Source organism: Nonomuraea sp. NPDC049758 (assembly GCF_040674635.1).
Lineage (GTDB): Bacteria > Actinomycetota > Actinomycetes > Streptosporangiales > Streptosporangiaceae > Nonomuraea.
The window spans coordinates 158,262-173,649 of record NZ_JBFAMZ010000018.1 but is presented as its reverse complement, the minus strand read 5'-3'; the positions used below and the strand labels follow the sequence as shown (position 1 = coordinate 173,649).

Annotated in this window: 19 protein-coding genes; 15 read left to right on the top strand and 4 right to left on the bottom strand. The window is 70.7% G+C overall.

All coding sequences use genetic code 11. The annotated features are described in order from the left end of the window. Nucleotides 1–353: 353 nt before the first annotated feature. The 6 genes from AB0J46_RS37785 to AB0J46_RS37760 all read left to right on the top strand — a co-directional run bounded on the left by AB0J46_RS37785 (nt 354) and on the right by AB0J46_RS37760 (nt 4,461). On the top strand, nt 354–689 hold the full coding sequence (locus tag AB0J46_RS37785) for a metalloregulator ArsR/SmtB family transcription factor (protein ID WP_364339148.1): 336 nt from the start codon (nt 354–356) through the stop codon (nt 687–689). A gap of 9 nt (nt 690–698) precedes the next feature. Further along, nucleotides 699–1,679 carry a GNAT family N-acetyltransferase gene (locus tag AB0J46_RS37780; protein ID WP_364339146.1) on the top strand — a complete coding sequence of 327 codons (981 nt, stop codon included), beginning with the start codon at nt 699–701 and terminating at the stop codon, nt 1,677–1,679. 163 nt (nt 1,680–1,842) lie between these two features. Further along, nucleotides 1,843–2,184, top strand: coding sequence for a metalloregulator ArsR/SmtB family transcription factor (locus AB0J46_RS37775; RefSeq protein WP_229824702.1), 342 nt, complete (start codon nt 1,843–1,845; stop codon nt 2,182–2,184). 11 nt (nt 2,185–2,195) lie between these two features. Then, entirely contained in the window at nt 2,196–3,272 is a 1,077-nt protein-coding gene (arsB, locus tag AB0J46_RS37770; RefSeq protein WP_364339144.1) for an ACR3 family arsenite efflux transporter, read from the top strand. Beyond that, nucleotides 3,265–3,669 (top strand): arsenate reductase ArsC, encoded by a 405-nt coding sequence (locus tag AB0J46_RS37765; protein WP_364339142.1) that lies wholly within the window; start codon nt 3,265–3,267, stop codon nt 3,667–3,669. The genes arsB and AB0J46_RS37765 overlap by 8 nt, the downstream gene beginning before the upstream one ends. Before the next feature lie 63 nt (nt 3,670–3,732). Beyond that, complete coding sequence (locus AB0J46_RS37760) at nt 3,733–4,461, top strand: sulfocyanin-like copper-binding protein (RefSeq protein WP_364339140.1); 729 nt, start codon at nt 3,733–3,735, stop codon at nt 4,459–4,461. A 13-nt stretch (nt 4,462–4,474) separates the two neighbouring features. On the opposite strand, the gene AB0J46_RS37755 is transcribed toward AB0J46_RS37760, so the two are convergent. Both AB0J46_RS37755 and AB0J46_RS37750 read right to left on the bottom strand, forming a co-directional pair. Continuing rightward, nucleotides 4,475–5,701: a M28 family peptidase gene (locus tag AB0J46_RS37755; RefSeq protein ID WP_364339138.1), complete on the bottom strand. Its 1,227-nt coding sequence runs from the start codon at nt 5,699–5,701 to the stop codon at nt 4,475–4,477. Nucleotides 5,702–5,709: 8 nt separating this feature from the next. Further along, entirely contained in the window at nt 5,710–5,952 is a 243-nt protein-coding gene (locus AB0J46_RS37750; protein WP_364339136.1) for a hypothetical protein, read from the bottom strand. Between the two features lie 143 nt (nt 5,953–6,095). On the opposite strand from AB0J46_RS37750, the gene AB0J46_RS37745 reads away from it, so the two are divergent. Together AB0J46_RS37745 and AB0J46_RS37740 are read left to right on the top strand one after the other, a co-directional pair. Next, nucleotides 6,096–6,515 (top strand): ACT domain-containing protein, encoded by a 420-nt coding sequence (locus AB0J46_RS37745; protein WP_364339134.1) that lies wholly within the window; start codon nt 6,096–6,098, stop codon nt 6,513–6,515. Between the two features lie 527 nt (nt 6,516–7,042). Continuing rightward, entirely contained in the window at nt 7,043–7,480 is a 438-nt protein-coding gene (locus tag AB0J46_RS37740; RefSeq protein WP_364339132.1) for a hypothetical protein, read from the top strand. A 61-nt stretch (nt 7,481–7,541) separates the two neighbouring features. Here AB0J46_RS37740 and AB0J46_RS37735 read toward each other — a convergent pair whose 3' ends face one another. After that, nucleotides 7,542–8,120: a helix-turn-helix domain-containing protein gene (locus AB0J46_RS37735; protein WP_364339130.1), complete on the bottom strand. Its 579-nt coding sequence runs from the start codon at nt 8,118–8,120 to the stop codon at nt 7,542–7,544. 90 nt (nt 8,121–8,210) lie between these two features. Here AB0J46_RS37735 and AB0J46_RS37730 point away from each other — a divergent pair, with 90 nt between their 5' ends. The 7 genes from AB0J46_RS37730 (at nt 8,211) to AB0J46_RS37700 (ending at nt 14,239) form a co-directional block, all read left to right on the top strand. Next, a complete protein-coding gene (locus AB0J46_RS37730) occupies nt 8,211–9,623 on the top strand; it encodes an MFS transporter (RefSeq protein ID WP_364339128.1) in 1,413 nt (470 codons plus the stop codon). A gap of 139 nt (nt 9,624–9,762) precedes the next feature. Next, a complete protein-coding gene (locus AB0J46_RS37725) occupies nt 9,763–10,227 on the top strand; it encodes a GNAT family N-acetyltransferase (RefSeq protein ID WP_364339126.1) in 465 nt (154 codons plus the stop codon). A gap of 77 nt (nt 10,228–10,304) precedes the next feature. Further along, complete coding sequence (locus tag AB0J46_RS37720; RefSeq protein ID WP_364339125.1) at nt 10,305–10,850, top strand: hypothetical protein; 546 nt, start codon at nt 10,305–10,307, stop codon at nt 10,848–10,850. A 204-nt stretch (nt 10,851–11,054) separates the two neighbouring features. Further along, nucleotides 11,055–11,456, top strand: coding sequence for a hypothetical protein (locus tag AB0J46_RS37715; RefSeq protein ID WP_364339123.1), 402 nt, complete (start codon nt 11,055–11,057; stop codon nt 11,454–11,456). A gap of 64 nt (nt 11,457–11,520) precedes the next feature. Continuing rightward, on the top strand, nt 11,521–11,853 hold the full coding sequence (locus AB0J46_RS37710) for a winged helix-turn-helix domain-containing protein (RefSeq protein ID WP_364339121.1): 333 nt from the start codon (nt 11,521–11,523) through the stop codon (nt 11,851–11,853). Next, nucleotides 11,850–12,098: a hypothetical protein gene (locus AB0J46_RS37705; RefSeq protein ID WP_364339119.1), complete on the top strand. Its 249-nt coding sequence runs from the start codon at nt 11,850–11,852 to the stop codon at nt 12,096–12,098. Before AB0J46_RS37710 ends, AB0J46_RS37705 begins: the two co-directional genes overlap by 4 nt. Before the next feature lie 122 nt (nt 12,099–12,220). Beyond that, on the top strand, nt 12,221–14,239 hold the full coding sequence (locus AB0J46_RS37700) for a serine hydrolase domain-containing protein (protein ID WP_364339117.1): 2,019 nt from the start codon (nt 12,221–12,223) through the stop codon (nt 14,237–14,239). A gap of 191 nt (nt 14,240–14,430) precedes the next feature. Here AB0J46_RS37700 and AB0J46_RS37695 read toward each other — a convergent pair whose 3' ends face one another. After that, nucleotides 14,431–15,366, bottom strand: a complete 936-nt coding sequence (locus AB0J46_RS37695) for a TetR/AcrR family transcriptional regulator (protein ID WP_364339115.1) — start codon at nt 15,364–15,366, stop codon at nt 14,431–14,433. Nucleotides 15,367–15,388: the final 22 nt, after the last annotated feature.

Below are 15,388 nucleotides of genomic sequence, written 5' to 3'. Positions count from 1 at the left end.
GGCGAGCACCCCACGTCGGCCCGCGCAGCTCGAACTTGCCGCCCGAGGCGTCACCGGAAACGGCCTGATCGACCTCGGACCCGATGGCGTCCCCTCGACTCCCTGTCCGGCCCTGCTCAGATCCTCGTCCGTGCAGTGCGCCCGCAAGCCGTTGGGCCGGGCTGCCGTCCCTGATCAAGGCCGAGGTGTCGGCGTTGACCGAGCGCCGCCTGATCGTGGTGGGGGACGGCGTCGGGGACTCCAAGTCGCGACGGCAGGCGCGGCGAGCGGGTCGCGTCCAGCGAGCCGGTGTTCGCGGCGTGTGCCATGAGAGGCTTCCATGCTCGCCATAAATCGACTATCGTCGATGTTCGATGAACGAAACTGAGGGGCCTCTGCCGCGCGCCGAGGCCGAGCAGTATGCGAGCTGGTTCAAGGCCCTGGCCGACGCCACTCGGATCCAGATCGTGTCGCTGCTTGCGCGGAGGCGAGCGCCGATGAGCGTGGGCGAGATCGTGACCGCTTCCGGGGTAGGCCAGTCCACCGTCTCGCACCACCTGAAGATCCTGGCCGACGTGCGGTTCGTACTGGTCGACAAGCAAGGCACGTCCAGCCTGTACCGGATCAACGAAGCCTGCGTGAGCTGTTTCCCCACCGCCGCCGACGTGGTGATGGGCAACCCCGTGCCGGCCGCACCGGTCTGCGACTGAGGAGATCCCATGGCGCACGACGAGATCGTCGACCACTACTCCGCCCTGGCCCGCAACGCGCTCAGCGGGCAGCGCATCGCCGACCGCGACTCTGCCGCCTACGCCGAACAGGCGGGTGTCGCCAACATGCAGTTCCTGCACGGGACGATCGAAGCGATCCCGCCCGGCCACACGGTGGACGTGGTCATCTCCAACTGCGTGCTCAACCTGTCCGACGACAAGGCGGCGGTGCTGGCGGAGGCGTTCCGGGTGCTGCGACCGGGGGGCCGGTTCGGGATCAGCGACGTCGTCACCGCCCAGGTGCTCGACGAGCAGGCGCGGCAGCGGGACGGGCAGCGCATCGGCTGCGCCGCCGGATCGCTCACCGTGCAGGAGTACCGGGATCTGCTCGTCGCGGCCGGCTTCGTCGCCGTCACGATCACGCCGGCCGCCGATCACGGCGACGGGGTGCAGTCGGCCATCGTCCAGGCCGTCAAGCCCGTCATCGGGCCCGGCCTGGAGATCCGGCCGATGCGCGAGGGCGACGCCGCCGAGGTGCTGGCCATCTACCAGGCCGGGCTGGACACCGGCCAGGCCAGTTTCGAGACCACCGCGCCCAGCTGGGAGGGGTTCGCCGCGAGCCGGTTGCCGCAGCTGCGGTACGTGGCGACCGACAGCGACTCCGGCGAGGTGCTCGGCTGGGTGGCCGCCTCGGCGGTGTCGTCCCGCCCGGTCTACGCCGGAGTGGTCGAGCACAGCGTCTACGTCCACCCCGGCTGCCAGGCTCACGGCATCGGCCGGGCGCTGCTGGGGGCGTTCGTCGCCGCCGCCGAGGACGCCGGCGTCTGGACGATCCAGTCCGGCATCTTCCCCGAGAATGCCGCCAGCCTGGCCCTGCACCAGGGCCTCGGTTTCCGGGTGGTCGGCACCCGCGAACGCGTCGGCTGTCACCGCGGCCTCTGGCGGGACGTGCTGCTGATCGAGCGCCGCAGCACCTTGACCGGGGTCTGAGTCGCCGCTCGGGACGGCGGTTCGCGGACTACCGTTCGGCTGGAGCCGCGTTGCGCCCTTCGCCGTACGAGATCTCCCCCAAGCTCCGCCGGGCCCTTCCTGGCTTTGATATATGCCAATATAGAGAGGGATCGATTTCGACGCCTGTCTATACGGAGAAGATGTGGAACCTCTGGAGCTCTTGGAGTGCAGCCCGCCGCTGATGCGCGAGCCCCTGGACGCCGAACAGGCGGCCGGGGTGGCGCGGGTGTTCAAGGCGCTGGGCGACCCGGTACGGCTGCGCATCCTGTCCATCGTGGCCAGCCGCGCCGGCGGCGAGGTGTGCGTGTGCGACATCACCGGCGCGTTCGAGCTGTCCCAGCCGACCATCAGCCACCACCTGAAGGTGCTCAAGGAGGTCGGGCTGCTGACCTCGGAGCGGCGCGCCTCCTGGGTGTACTACCGGCTGGTGCCCGAGACGCTGGGCGAGCTGTCGGCCCTGCTCGACGTGCCCGCGACCGTCTGAGAAGCGGCGCGATGTCCTCTTCCACCGCACCTGCGCAGGGCGTCATCGCCGGCCTGTCCACGCTCGACCGGTTCCTGCCGGTGTGGATCATCGCGGCCATGGCCGCCGGACTGCTGCTCGGACGGCTCGTCCCGGGGCTGAACACCGCGCTGGACGCGGTGAAGATCGGCGACATCTCCCTGCCGATCGCCCTCGGACTGCTGCTGATGATGTACCCGGTGCTGGCCAAGGTCCGCTACGACCGTCTGGGCTCCGTCACCGGTGACCGCCGCCTGCTGCTCTCCTCGCTGGTGCTGAACTGGGTGCTCGGCCCGGCCGTCATGTTCGCGCTGGCCTGGACCTTCCTGCCCGACCTGCCCGAGTACCGCACCGGCCTGATCATCGTCGGGCTCGCCCGCTGCATCGCCATGGTCCTCATCTGGAACGACCTGGCCTGCGGCGACCGCGAGGCCGCCGCCGTGCTGGTGGCGCTCAACTCGGTCTTCCAGGTGGTCGCGTTCGGCGCGCTGGGCTGGTTCTACCTGCAGGTGCTGCCCGGCTGGCTCGGCCTCGCCCAGTCCGCACTTCAGGTCTCGGCCTGGGACATCGCCCAGTACGTGCTCATCTTCCTCGGCATCCCGCTGACCGCCGGATACCTGTCCCGCAAGCTCGGCGAACGCGCCCGCGGCCGGGACTGGTACGAAAGCCGCTTCCTGCCCCGCGTCGGCCCGCTGGCCCTGTACGGGCTGCTGTTCACCATCGTCATCCTGTTCGCCCTGCAAGGCGGCACCATCACCGCCCAGCCCGGCGACGTCGCGCGCATCGCGCTGCCGCTGCTGGCCTACTTCGCGCTCATGTGGGGCGGGTCGTTCCTGGCCGGCAAGCTGATCGGCCTGGGCTACGAGCGCTCCACCACCCTGGCCTTCACCGCCGCCGGCAACAACTTCGAGCTGGCCATCGCGGTCGCGGTCGGCGTCTTCGGCGTCACCTCCGGCCAGGCGCTGGCCGGAGTGGTCGGCCCGCTCATCGAGGTTCCCGTCCTGGTCGCCCTGGTCTACGTCAGCCTGGCCGGCCGCCGCCTGTTCACCAAGGAGCCCAAGCATGCCTGACAAGCCCAGCGTCCTGTTCGTGTGCGTGCACAACGCCGGACGCTCCCAGATGGCCGCCGGCTGGCTCACCCACCTGGCAGGCGACCGCGTCGAGGTCCGCTCGGCCGGTTCCGCCCCGGCCGACCAGGTCAACCCGGTCGCCGTCGAGGCCATGGCCGAGGTCGGCATCGACATCACCACCGCCCGCCCCAAGGTCCTGTCCGTCGACGCGGTCCAAGCCTCCGACGTGGTCATCACCATGGGCTGCGGCGACGCCTGCCCGATCTTCCCCGGCAAGCGGTACGAGGACTGGAAGCTCGACGACCCAGCCGGACAGGGCATCGACGCCGTCCGAGCAATCCGCGACGACATCCGCTGCCAAGTGGAGAAGTTGCTCGGCGGGTTGCTGCCTGGCTGACTCGGATTCGCTCGTTCTGGCGGGCGAAGGCGGCCACGAACTGGATGTGGGTGTGGGCATGCCATGGCTCCGTCGGGGCAGGGGGACCTGGGTGAGGTGTCCTCACCCAGAGCCTCAGGAGGGCCGGCCTCAAGCGGAGGCGGAGCGACGGAGGTGCCGAGCATGCGGCTGCACAAGATCAGTTACACAGCGATGAGCGCCGTCATGTGCGCGAACCTCGGCTTGGGAGGAGCCGCGTTGGGTGCGGCGGTCACGCCACGTCAGCAGCCTGCGTGCACTGCGCCACCGCTTCAAGGGCATGTGGTGGATGTGTCCCTCGCGGAGATGGGATCAGGCATGGTGGGCCCTGGCCCTCACCCTGGCCCTCGTGGTCCCGGATCGTACGGGACTCCTGGTCCGGGTGGCATGATGCCCGGCACCCAAGGCCCGGACGGCTCAGGGCCGCATGGCACGCGGATGAGACTGACGGCCACGCCTTCAAGCGTTCCAGCCGGCAAGGTTTCGCTGCGTGCGTACAACGAGGGGGTCCTCGCCCACGAGGTCGTCGTGCTGCCGCTCCCGGCGGGGCACGCGCCGGGACAGCGGGTGACCGGTTCGGACGGGCGCGTCAGCGAGGCGGGTAGCCTCGGCGAGGCGTCCCGTACGTGTGGGGCGGGCGCCGGGAACGGCATAGCTCCTGGATCCACGAGCTGGACCACGTTGACACTGCGACCGGGCCGATACGAACTGCTGTGCAACTTCCCGGGCCACTATTCGGCCGGCATGTACGCCGAACTCGACGTCACTGGTTAGGCCATGGGCCTGATCAGACTGAGGTCCGGGCGGCCAGCAGCCCTACGGCGGCGACCAGCAGCCTCGCCGCCGCCATGAGTGTGTCCGGTTCGACGCGGTCGGGGGTTTCGGCGGGGGTCTGGTAGCCGGGCATGCCCATGCCGATGCCGATCGCGGCCAGGCCGGCGGTGGCGTAGCGGCGGTTGTCGGAGGCCATCGCGCCCGCTCGGAGGGGCACGCCGGTCAGGCGGGCGGCCTGGTCCAGGGTGGCCAGCAGGGCGTGGGCGGGTCCCCCGGCCTCGACCGAGGCGGCGTGGTGCAGGTGTGCGGCGCCGTCGAGGTTGATCACCAGTGTGTCGGACGGCAGCGCGGGCGCGTGGTGGGCCGAGCCCCATGCCCCGGCCTCCTCGGCGTCCAGGAAGACCACCGACAACTCGGCCCGGACGGCCGGGCCCGCCGTCAGGACGCGGGCGGCCTCCAGGACGGCGGCCACACCGGAGGCGTTGTCGGCGGCCGCGGGCAGCCGCATGCCGGGGTCGTCGCCGACGCCGTCGTAGTGCGCGGCCAGCAGGACGCGCGGCCCGCTCCCTTCTCCCCCGGCGTGGGAGAAGCGGGCGTGGACGTTGTGGCCGTCCGTGGAGATCTGCCGGAGCGGCATCGACGCGGTCACCTGCACCTTGGCGGCGGCCAGGGCGTCGGCAAGGTGGGCGTGCCGGTCGGCGCGAAGGGCGATGATCGGGACGGCGCGCGGGGCCGGTCCGGCGATCATCTTGGGCATCCACCCCTCGGCGTCGGCGCCGCGCGCGGTCAGCACTCCGGCCGCGCCGTGGGCCTCGGCTCGTTCGCACGCCTGCGCCCAGTCCCCGTCCTCGGCCAGGACCCACCGGCCGTGCAGGTCGGCCTCGGAGGCGGCGGCCAGCGGCGCGGTGTGCGGGGTCGGCAGGTCGGCGGTGGCGAGGTGCTCGACGAAGTCGCGGCGGTGCTCCAGGCGCAGCACCTCGCTGCCTGCGCTCCATTCGAGCACCGGGGTGGCATACAGCTCCCGCACGTCGGCAACGGGGAAGGAGTCGAGTTCGACCTCGGCGCCCAGCTCGCGCAGCCGCTCGGCGAGCCATGCGGCGGCGGCGCGACCTCCGGGCGTGTCCACGCGCCGCCCGGCGTAGTGGTCGCGAGCCAGCTCGCGCACCGTGGCGAGCATCCGCGCCGCCGACACCCGCTCCACGGCGGTGGCCAGGCCGGGCGCCTGAGGGAGGTCCGGCATGGTGGAGGTCATCCGCAGCAGCCGGTGGCGGCTGGGGTGGCGGCTGGGGCCTGACCGCAGCAACCGGCCTGAGCGGCCTGCTGGGCGGCGGCCGTGCTGCCACAGCAGGCGTTGGCGGCTGCTTCCGCCTGCTCGGCCGTGCCCCTGGCCGCGGAGGCGGCGGGAGCTCCGCAGCAGCCACCGGCGGCGGGCGGCGCGAAAGCCTCTGCCAGGTCGCCGATGAAGCCGCCACTGGTCTGGTCCGTCGTCATGATGGTTTCCCTTCTGCCGGTGTGAGGTCGAGACCGTCAACACTTCGACCTATGTCGAATCAGGCATGACGATCTCACGCTACTTAGATGTTCGTCAAGATAGACAGGGGTCGAAATAAAGGGTGCCTGATAGACACATGCCCATGAACGCATCCACCGCCCAGCATCTCAGCATCATGTCTCCCGCTTTCGCCGTCGAGCATCTGCCGCACGAAGGGGTGCCCGAGGACGATTGGCTGGTGCTCGTCCGCGCCCCGGAAGGGCTGACCGTGGTCCGCGAGGCCAGAGGCGTGGACGCGGCGGAGCAGTGGATCGGCTTCTACGGAGGCGCCACAGCACATGGCCTGGACATTCCCGGAATGCTGTCCGCGATCGTCAAGCCGCTGGCGGAGGCGGCGATCCCGGTATTCGTAGCCTCGACTTTCCATGCCGACCTTGTCCTGGTTCCCAAGCCGAGGAAACAACAGGCCATCAGCGTCCTCGAGGAAGCGGGGCACCAGGTGATGAGCCGGGACGGTGAAGCCGGTGAACGCTCCGGCAACAGCACGGGAGCTGGGCAGTGATTTCCGCAGCCAGTTACCGGGCGGCGCGGCCGGCGGCGGATGACCGGGTCGAACAGGGCCCGGCCGTCGATCTCGCAGGGTTCGGTGCGGAAGCCCTTAGCTGTCACCCCTGCGCCGGAGAGTCAGATAGGCTCCAATAACTCGAACATACATGTTCGAGTTATTGGGAAGGTGGTGGGGCGTGGCACCGCGAGAAGCGCTGAGAGAGGGACGAGCATCGGCAACGGCCGGTTCGCCCGGAGACCCGCAGGGGGTGCGTCTGCGCCTGCATCAGACGATCCGCCCCAAGGGCGTGGCACACCCGGCGCAGTGGTCAGCTGCCGGCCAGAAGGGGCAGCGCTTCGCCGACGCACCCTTCCCTCTCCCGGCAGAGAATGAGGAACGCCACCTGCCGGTCCGTCTCATCGGACGGTACAGAGCACGGTCGGCCAGAACGGTCACACCGGTCGCCTCAGGCGGCGGACTCGCCGTTTCTCACGACGGGTCAGAGCCGGCCTCGCCACCGAGCCTCTTCCCGGAGGCCCGTCATGCGTAGCGCCGTGCCTCTGGGGGACGACACCATCGTCGTGCTGCTGCTGGCAGGACTGATCTTCATGGCGGCCCTGGTGCTGGGCGTATGGAAATACCGGCAGATGATCCACTCGGAGCGCCACAGGGCTCACCCCTATGTGGACATCGCACATCGTGCCGCATTGCTGTATTCGTTCGCGACCCTGCTGATCGCTGTCTTCGTCGAGCTGAGCGGCTGGCCTGAGGCAGTTGATCTCGTCGCGGCGGGAGTCGTCGTGGTGTTCTTCGTCGCGGCGATCGTGAGCTATGTCCTGCACGGTTGGCGCCGGGACACCGGCAATCAGTTCCGCCATCCCGTCCGCGGCACAACGGCGTTCATGGCGGCGCTCATCGTGGGCGAAATCGGCGGCTTCGCTGTGCTGCTCGCCGGATTCGTGCAAGCACAACTGCTCTGAATCTTGCCCAGGCCACGCATGCGGTGAGTCCGCCACCTCACCCCGGAACCAGGCTCCCGCCTCAGGCGGCCAGTACCGACTGGATGGACTTCGTGACCGTGTCGGCGGCATCGTCACGGGCCAGGCGTCCTTGGCGTACCTCGTTCGCCGCGCCGTGCAGGATGTAGTGGGTGAGGCTGACCAGCCAGGCGGCGGGCAGGTCGGTACGGAAGACGCCTTGATCCTGGCCACGGTGGACGAGGTCGGCCATGCGCTGGGCGGGTTCAGCGTGCAGGTCTCGGACCCGTCCCGCGGGAAGGACTCCTTCGGCCGCGGCCAGCAGGGCCGCTGATTCGGCCACCAGTTCCCAGCTGGACGCCAGCAGGCGGCCCATGGCTTCGCGCGCGTCGCCCGTCAGGTCGACGGAGGCCAGGAGCTCGTCACCGTCTCGCAGTGCCTCGACGAGTGCCGCCTCGATGAGGTCGGCCCGGGTCCGGAAGTGCCCGTACAGGGTCATCCGCCCGACGCCGGCAGCGCGGGCGATGTCGTCGGTGGTCGCATGCGGGTCCGAGCGCATCAGTTCGCGTGCCGCGGACACGATGCGGGCGATGCTGCGCTCGGCATCGGCACGGCGCCTGGAGCGCGCAGGAGGTGCAGCCATGCCCCCAGCCTATCTCGTATGCGCGTATACGGCTTATAGTGACCAGCAGAACTCGTATATCGACATACGAGTTATCGGCTGGAGGATCTGATGACCCGTCCTGCATTGCACCAGGCAGAGCTCCGCGAGCCGCTCCCGGCCCGGTGGCGCATCCTCGGCTTCCTCGGCGTGGCCCAGCTCATGCTGATCCTTGACGTCACCGTCGTCGCCATCGCGCTGCCTCACATGGAGACGGACCTCGCCCTCGGTCGCGAGGCCCTGACCTGGACGGTCAGCGCGTACACGCTCACCTTCGGCGGCCTCATGCTGCTCGGCGGCCGCATCACGGACCTGCTGGGCGCCAAGCGGATCGTGATCACCGGCCTGTTGCTGTTCACCGTGGCATCGCTGGTCACAGGGTTGGCCGGGTCGGCGGGCATGCTGCTCGCCGGTCGGGTGGCCCAGGGCGTCGGGGCCGCGCTGCTGTCGCCCGCGGCGCTGTCGCTGGTGGTCGCCCTGTTCGACGGAGAGGAGCGGAACAAGGCCCTGGGGGTCTGGTCCGCGCTCGGCGGCGGCGGCGCCGCGCTCGGTGTGCTCCTCGGCGGCCTGCTCACCGCCGGTCCGGGATGGTCGTGGGTGTTCCACGTCAACGTGCCCATCGGCCTGGTGATCGCCGTGGTCCTCGCCGTACTCCTCCCGGCGCGTACGCCTTCGCCCGCGTCCCGGCCCCGGCTCGACGTACTTGGTGCGATCCTGGCGACGTCCGCCGGCGCGTCGTTGATCTACGCCCTCATCGCCGCCGGTGAGCGAGGGTGGCTCAGCGCCCTCACCGGGGTGCTCGTGCTCGTGGCTGCCGTGGGCTACCTGCTGTTCGCGCTGTGGCAGAGGCGGGCGCGTTCACCCCTGATGGACGTGCGACTGCTCGCCCGGCGTCCCGTGGCGGTCGGGGCCTTCCTCATCCTGATGGCCACGGCGCTGATGATCGCGGTGTTCTTCCTGGGAACCTTCTACTTCCAGCACGCCCTGGGCTACGGCGCGCTGCAGGCCGGGCTGCTGTTCCTGCCGGTCGCGCCGGCGACGATGCTCGGCGCCAACCTGACCGGGCGTCTGCTCGGCCGGTGGGGCGGGCGCGCCCTGGCCGTCGCGGGTCTGACGGTCGCGGCGATCGGCATGGCCGTACCGGCCTTCTCGACGAACGTCGTCAGCGTCGTGGCGGGCGTGGCCGTCGCGGCGGCGGGCACCGGCGCGATGTTCGTCATCGCCTCGGCGACCGCGCTCGGTCAAGTGGCGCCCCACGAGGCCGGGATCGCCTCCGGCATCGTGAGCACCTTCCACGAGTTCGGCGCGTCCATCGGAGCCGCCGTCATCTCCAGCGTCGCAGCCGCGAGCCTGGCCGGGACCACGTTGAACGGCTTCACCAGCGGATTCACCGTGGCCGCGATCGCATCGGCGGGCGGCGCGGTCGTCGCAGCGCTGGTAACGCCCGGCCGCCCGTCACCCACGGCGCAAACCGGCTCTCAGTGAGCGAGGACCGCCCGCTCGCCGGCGCTACGGCTTGTCAACACGCCGGCAACTCCCCCGCCCACGACGAAGCTCGCCCAGCAGTCGGCGAGCGGCCTGAAACACACCGCCCCGCCGCAACACCCGACCGGAAAGGATCACTGTGACGACGATCCGTCGTGCCACGCCCGAAGACGCCGCCATCGTGCACGACCTCATTCGCGGTCTGGCCGAACACCAGGGCCAGTCCTCGGCCATCACCGTAGGCGTCGAGGATCTGGAGCGGATGCTCGCCCGCCCGGAGGTCACCTACCTGCTCGCCGAGCGGAGCGGCCGGGCCGTCGGCTACGTCTCCTGGCTGGAGCGCATCAGCTTCTGGTCCGGCCAGGACTACCTCGCCCTGGACGACCTGTACGTGACCGGCGCCGAACGCGGCGACGGCGTGGGCAAACGGCTGATGCAAGCCGCGGCTGAAGCCGCCGACGGCAAGGTGATCCGCTGGGAGGTGACCGAAGCCAACGTCGCCGCGCAACGCTTCTACGCCCGCATCGGCGCGACGCTCACCTCCAAGAAGATCTGTCGCCGGCAACCGGCGCGGACTCGCCCGGAACCGTCGAACACCTGGTGAACGGCGTGGCATCCCCTTCTTTGCCCGGGCTCGCCCGCATACTGGGGATACTCCCCTCCCATCGTCAATCGCTTCACGTGCCCGTCGAGAGGGAGATCATGAGGGTTGTGGCGACATTCGGCCTGCTCGCGGCCCTTGTCGCAAGTCCCTGCACGATCGCGGCCGCCGCGCCCGTCCTGCCGATGCCCGACCCTCCGGTGGAGGAGGGCGACAGTGCCGATGACCAGACCAACCCGGAGGGAGCGGCGGGCCGGCCCGCGGCGCCGGCGGGGATCGGCAATTGGACGGGGGTCAAGATCAGGCCGCGTCGCCCGCGTCAGGACAGTTACGTTCGCGTGCTCGTACGCTGCCCCGCCGAGGCCACCGACGCGATCGTGGCCGCCAAACCGTTCAACCCGCCGGGATCGAGGACGTTCCGCACACAGCTGGGCGTCGGGATGAGGAACAACCGGGGCTTCGACAAGATGTACCTCTCCTACGACGCGCTCCTCGGCCGGCGCAGGGTCACGCTGAAATGCGTGAAGGTCACCATGCTGGAGCACCCGCGCAGAAGAGTGATAGAGCTGGTCAGCCGATCCGACACCTACGTCTTCGTCCGAAGGTTCGAGCCCGGCAAGTTCTGACCGGTCGTCCTCCCCACCGACTCGAACGCGTCCTCACCGGCAACGCCTGGAGCTACCGCAAAGCCGCCGCCCGGCGCCAGGCCCTGGCCGGCACATGCCGTAACGGCGTCCGGTGACAGCGATCAGTGTGATCGAAGGGCATCCCCGTCCCCTGCCACAGCGCATACTTGCGCACAGGCATGCGCCGCGCCCGTCATCGTGAGCGTGGCGACCGGTCAGGCCGTCCCCGAGCTGATCTCGTCGACGGGTGGCCTGGGCACGAACATCCTCAGCGCGCTGATCGTCCGCCTCGCCGACGGGACGCGCTCGCCCAGCAGGGAGCTCGCCGAGAGCGAACTGCTCGCCGAACTCCGCACGCAGCTGGAAGCCGACGACGAGCGTGCCGCCGCCCTGAGCCGCGAGCTGGCCGGGCTCCTGCGCGGCGTCGGCGCCACCGAGATCTTCGCCGAGTCGTCCGGCTGCGCCGAGGCCGCGGACACGCTGGACCTGCTCGGTTCGAGCTTCGGCCCACTTCAGCGCAAGGCCGCCCTGACCGGCGACAACGCCCTCCGGACCTCGCAACGCAGCCCTTCCACGACGTGGCCGACCTCAGCGTCCCTGGTTTGACGCGTACACTTGCACCTGTAAGACTGAACTAACAGGTGCAAGACAGACCCTCCCCGAGGACGACATGCCGACCAGCGAAGAGTTGCTCCGCCTGCTCGGCGCGGTCGGGCATCCACTCAGGTTGCAGATCCTCGCCGAGCTCGCCGGCGGCCGGATCCACGTCAGCGAGCTGGCCCGCCGGATCAAGGTGTCCCGTGCGCTGCTCTACATGCATCTGGAGCGGCTGGAGAAGGCGGGGCTGATCGAAGGGCGGCTGGAGCTGTCGGCCGACGGCAAGGCGATGAAGTACATCGAGCTGCTGCCCTTCGAGCTCACCCTGACGATCGACACCGTCCTCGCGGCTCTGCGCGCGGACGACGAGGAAGGACCCCATCAGGTGCAGGAGACCCCGCAGTGATCGACATCGGTTCCATCGTGATCCCCATCGTGGTCGTGCTGATTCTGTTCGGCGCGATCTCGGCCTGCATGGCGTTCTACTTCCGGTTCGAACGGCACCGCACCGACGTGCTGGCAGCCGAGATGGCCAGATATCGCGAGCTGGCCGAGCAGGCCGTGCAGCGGCAGGGTGAGGTGCAGGCCAGGCTGGGCGAGCTGACGGAGAAGGTCGCGGCGATGGAGAGGATCCTGCTCAGCGTCGACTGACGAGCCTGTGACACAGGTCCGGGGGCGAGCGGCAACTCACCCCCGGACGGCGGAACCGCACGACCACGCCGTGACGGCGTGCCTTTGACGCGTACGTGCTCCCACAGAAAGGAGAGCAGCTCATGCTGCTCGAACGCAAATCATCCCGCTGGCGTGCCCTCATGTGCTCGCTGATGGTCGCGGCGCCGCTGCTGGCAGTGAGCGCCCCGGCCGCCGCGACCGCGGCCGATCCGGCACGGTCGGCACGGCAGTTCGCCGACGCCTATGTGCCCCGCCAGCTCAAGGAGCACCACATCCCCGGGGCGGCGATCGCCGTCGTGGCGGGCGGCCGTCGGGTCTTCGCCCAGGGGTACGGCGTCGCCGAGGTGGAGACCGGCCGTCCCGTGGACGCCGAGCGGACCGTCTTCGCCCCCGCGTCGGTGGCCAAGCTGATCACCGCCACCGCCGTCATGCAGCTCGTCGAACGGGGCCGGATCGACCTGAACGCCGACGTCAACCAATACCTCACCACGTTCAAGATCGACGACGCCTACCCGGGCCGGCCGGTCACCATGGCGAACCTGCTGACCCACACCGCCGGGTTCGCCGGCGGTGACTTCGGCACCGGCGCGGCCACCGCCCGTGATGTGCACCCGCTCGGCGCCCACCTCGCCGACCACCAGCCGCCCCGGATCCGGCCGCCCGGCGCCAGGGCCGTCTACTCCAACTACGGGATGGGCCTGGCCGGCTACCTGGTCGAGGTGCGCTCGGGCCTGCCCTTCCACCAGTACGTGCAGGAGAACATCTTCCGCCCGCTCGGCATGACGCACTCCAGCATGGCCCAGCCCGAACCCGGCCCCGTCGCCCCGGCGCTGGCCCCCGGTTACCGCCTCCAGGACGGCCACCAGGTCCGGGCAGAAGGGGCCAAATACGGGCACATGCCGCCGCACGGAGCCGGCTTCCGCTCCACCGCCACCGACATGGCCGCGTTCATGCTGGCCCAGCTGACCGGCGGCGGGGGGATACTCAGGCCGGACAGCGTGCGGCTCATGCAGAGCCGCCACTTCGGCAACGCCGAGGGCACCGCCGGCATGGGGTACGGCTTCCAGGAGTACACCAGGAACGGCCGGCGCCTGCTGGTGCACCGGGGCAACATTCCCGGCTACTTCGCGATCATGGCGCTGATCCCCGACCGGGGCATCGGCGTCTACGCCTCCTACAACGGCATCGGCAAGCGCGGCCCCGACTCCGCCTGGTCCCTGGTCGACGCCTTCGCCGACCGCTTCGCCCCGGCCCCCGCCCCGGCGGACGGCACGCCGGGGCCGCTGCCCGACGTCGCCCAGTACACCGGCACCTACCGTACGGCCCTGGCCGCCGACATGACCGACCTGGGCAAGCTCAGCTCGCTCACCAGCACCGTGACGGTCAGCGCGGCCGGCGACGACCTCCTGACCACCACCGGCGCGGTCGCGCTCGGCCCCGCTGAGAGCCGCCAGTGGACCCAGATCGCCCCCGCCCTGTTCCGCGAGAAGAACGGCTACCGCACCATCCGGTTCCGTCCTGACGGCCTGCTGGCCACGGAGAACCCGGCGGGGCCGCTGGAGCGCCTGGCCTGGTACCAGTCGCCCACCTTTCATCTCGGCGTGCTCGGCGTGAGCCTGACCGTGCTGCTGCTGTCGGCTGTGGGCGGACCCCTCGCGCATGCCGTCCGCCTCGCGCGACGCCGCAGGTCCGGCAGGTCCGGCAGGTCCGGCGGGGCCGGCGGGGCCGGCGGCGGATCCGCACCCGCGGGTGCTTTCGGGGTTGCCGCCGGAGGCGGGCGGACGGCGCGCCGGCGGCCGGTTCGCGGGCCACGCCTGGCCGGGCTGCCCGCGTGGATCACGGCGGTGCTCGTCACGGCCTCCGCCGGATCGCTCGTGGCGATGTTCGCCGACTTCGACGCCAACCAGGCCGAGTTCTTCCTGGGCGGCAGCCCGTTGTTCACGACCATCACCACACTGCCCGTCCTGGCCGCGGCCGGGGCCGGCGTGACGCTGGTCACCGCCGGGCTGGCCTGGGTCAAGGGCTGGTGGACCCTGGCCGGGCGGGTTCACTGCACCGTCGTGGTCCTCGCCGCGCTCGCCTACCTGAGTGTGGCCGCCGCCTACAACCTGATCGGCTGAGAGCCTCCGGCGGCTCCGCCACCGAACGGTTTCGCAGGAACGCTACGCCGTGAGTGCCGCCACTACCTGCTCATCCCTGTCGAGCGGCACCTGCGCAAGGTCCTGACCGAAGAGCAGCCTGATCGCTCTACGAACGCCCAGGTCAGCAACGGTATTCGCGTCTTGGCACCGCACAGGCCCGCCGGGTCGGGTCAGTCGGCCGACCTGCGCTTGCGGTAGGCGCGTTGTTGGCAGGCCCGCGAGCAGTAGACGCGAGGGCGGCCCGAGGGGGCGGTTTGCAGGAGTGTGCCGCACTCAGGGCATCTTTCGTCACGGCTTTCGTCACGCTCTCGGATCAGCATCTCGACGCCGTCCAGGAGGCGGCGCAGGCCGAACGTGAAGGAGTCCTCCGGATCGTCCCAGCCGCCCGTCTCCCACAGGCGCGAGAGGGCGGGATAGCGGTCGAGGCGTTCGTACAGGGAGCCGCGGGCGCCCCACCACTCCTCCTCCGACACGCCGCTGCGGCGTTCCTCGCGCCGGGTCTCGGCCAGGAGCAGCGCCTCGGCGTCCACGAACCGGCCTAGCAGGCCGACCACCGCGACCACCTCGGACGGCCGCAGCGCGGTGCCGGTCAGCGCGCCGAGCATGTGGTCGTAATGGGCGACCGCGTTCGGGCCCGGCAGGTGGCGGGAGCCGCGCACCTCGGCCAGCCACGGGTGCCGCATGCGGAGCTCCCACGCCCGCCGGGCCGCCTCCTCCAGCCGCCCCCGCCAGCCACCATCGGCGTCCGAGGCGGCGTCCGGGCCGTCCGAGGCGGCGTCCGGGCCGTCCGAGGCGGCGTCCGGGCCGTCCGAGGCGGCGTCCGGGCCGTCCGAGGCGGTGACGAGGGCTTCGCCCAGCACCTCGTCGCGCATCAGGTCCACGAGCTGGTCGCGGCCGGGCACGTGGCGGTAGAGGGACATGGTCGTGAAGCCCAACCGGTCGGCGACCTTGCGCATCGACAACCCTTCCAGGCCCTCGGCGTCGGCCAGCTCGACCGCGGCCCGCACGATCCGGCCCAGGCTGAGGCCGGGCCGCGGCTCACGTTCCGCGTCCCGCCACAGCAGCTCGACCCCGTGGTCCGGGTCCCCCGCCACACCTCGCGTCATTGGCACCTCCCTCGTTTATGGT

Excerpts from the sequence above, each read along its gene's own strand:
- AB0J46_RS37785 (WP_364339148.1), top strand. The coding sequence starts at position 354 with ATGAACGAAACTGAGGGGCCTCTGCCGCGCGCCGAGGCCGAGCAGTAT.
- AB0J46_RS37780 (WP_364339146.1), top strand. The coding sequence starts at position 699 with ATGGCGCACGACGAGATCGTCGACCACTACTCCGCCCTGGCCCGCAAC.
- arsB (WP_364339144.1), top strand. The coding sequence starts at position 2,196 with ATGTCCTCTTCCACCGCACCTGCGCAGGGCGTCATCGCCGGCCTGTCC.
- AB0J46_RS37765 (WP_364339142.1), top strand. The coding sequence starts at position 3,265 with ATGCCTGACAAGCCCAGCGTCCTGTTCGTGTGCGTGCACAACGCCGGA.
- AB0J46_RS37760 (WP_364339140.1), top strand. The coding sequence starts at position 3,733 with ATGGCTCCGTCGGGGCAGGGGGACCTGGGTGAGGTGTCCTCACCCAGA.
- AB0J46_RS37755 (WP_364339138.1), bottom strand. The coding sequence starts at position 5,701 with ATGCCGGACCTCCCTCAGGCGCCCGGCCTGGCCACCGCCGTGGAGCGG.
- AB0J46_RS37750 (WP_364339136.1), bottom strand. The coding sequence starts at position 5,952 with ATGACGACGGACCAGACCAGTGGCGGCTTCATCGGCGACCTGGCAGAG.
- AB0J46_RS37745 (WP_364339134.1), top strand. The coding sequence starts at position 6,096 with ATGAACGCATCCACCGCCCAGCATCTCAGCATCATGTCTCCCGCTTTC.
- AB0J46_RS37740 (WP_364339132.1), top strand. The coding sequence starts at position 7,043 with ATGCGTAGCGCCGTGCCTCTGGGGGACGACACCATCGTCGTGCTGCTG.
- AB0J46_RS37735 (WP_364339130.1), bottom strand. The coding sequence starts at position 8,120 with ATGGCTGCACCTCCTGCGCGCTCCAGGCGCCGTGCCGATGCCGAGCGC.
- AB0J46_RS37730 (WP_364339128.1), top strand. The coding sequence starts at position 8,211 with ATGACCCGTCCTGCATTGCACCAGGCAGAGCTCCGCGAGCCGCTCCCG.
- AB0J46_RS37710 (WP_364339121.1), top strand. The coding sequence starts at position 11,521 with ATGCCGACCAGCGAAGAGTTGCTCCGCCTGCTCGGCGCGGTCGGGCAT.
- AB0J46_RS37700 (WP_364339117.1), top strand. The coding sequence starts at position 12,221 with ATGCTGCTCGAACGCAAATCATCCCGCTGGCGTGCCCTCATGTGCTCG.
- AB0J46_RS37695 (WP_364339115.1), bottom strand. The coding sequence starts at position 15,366 with ATGACGCGAGGTGTGGCGGGGGACCCGGACCACGGGGTCGAGCTGCTG.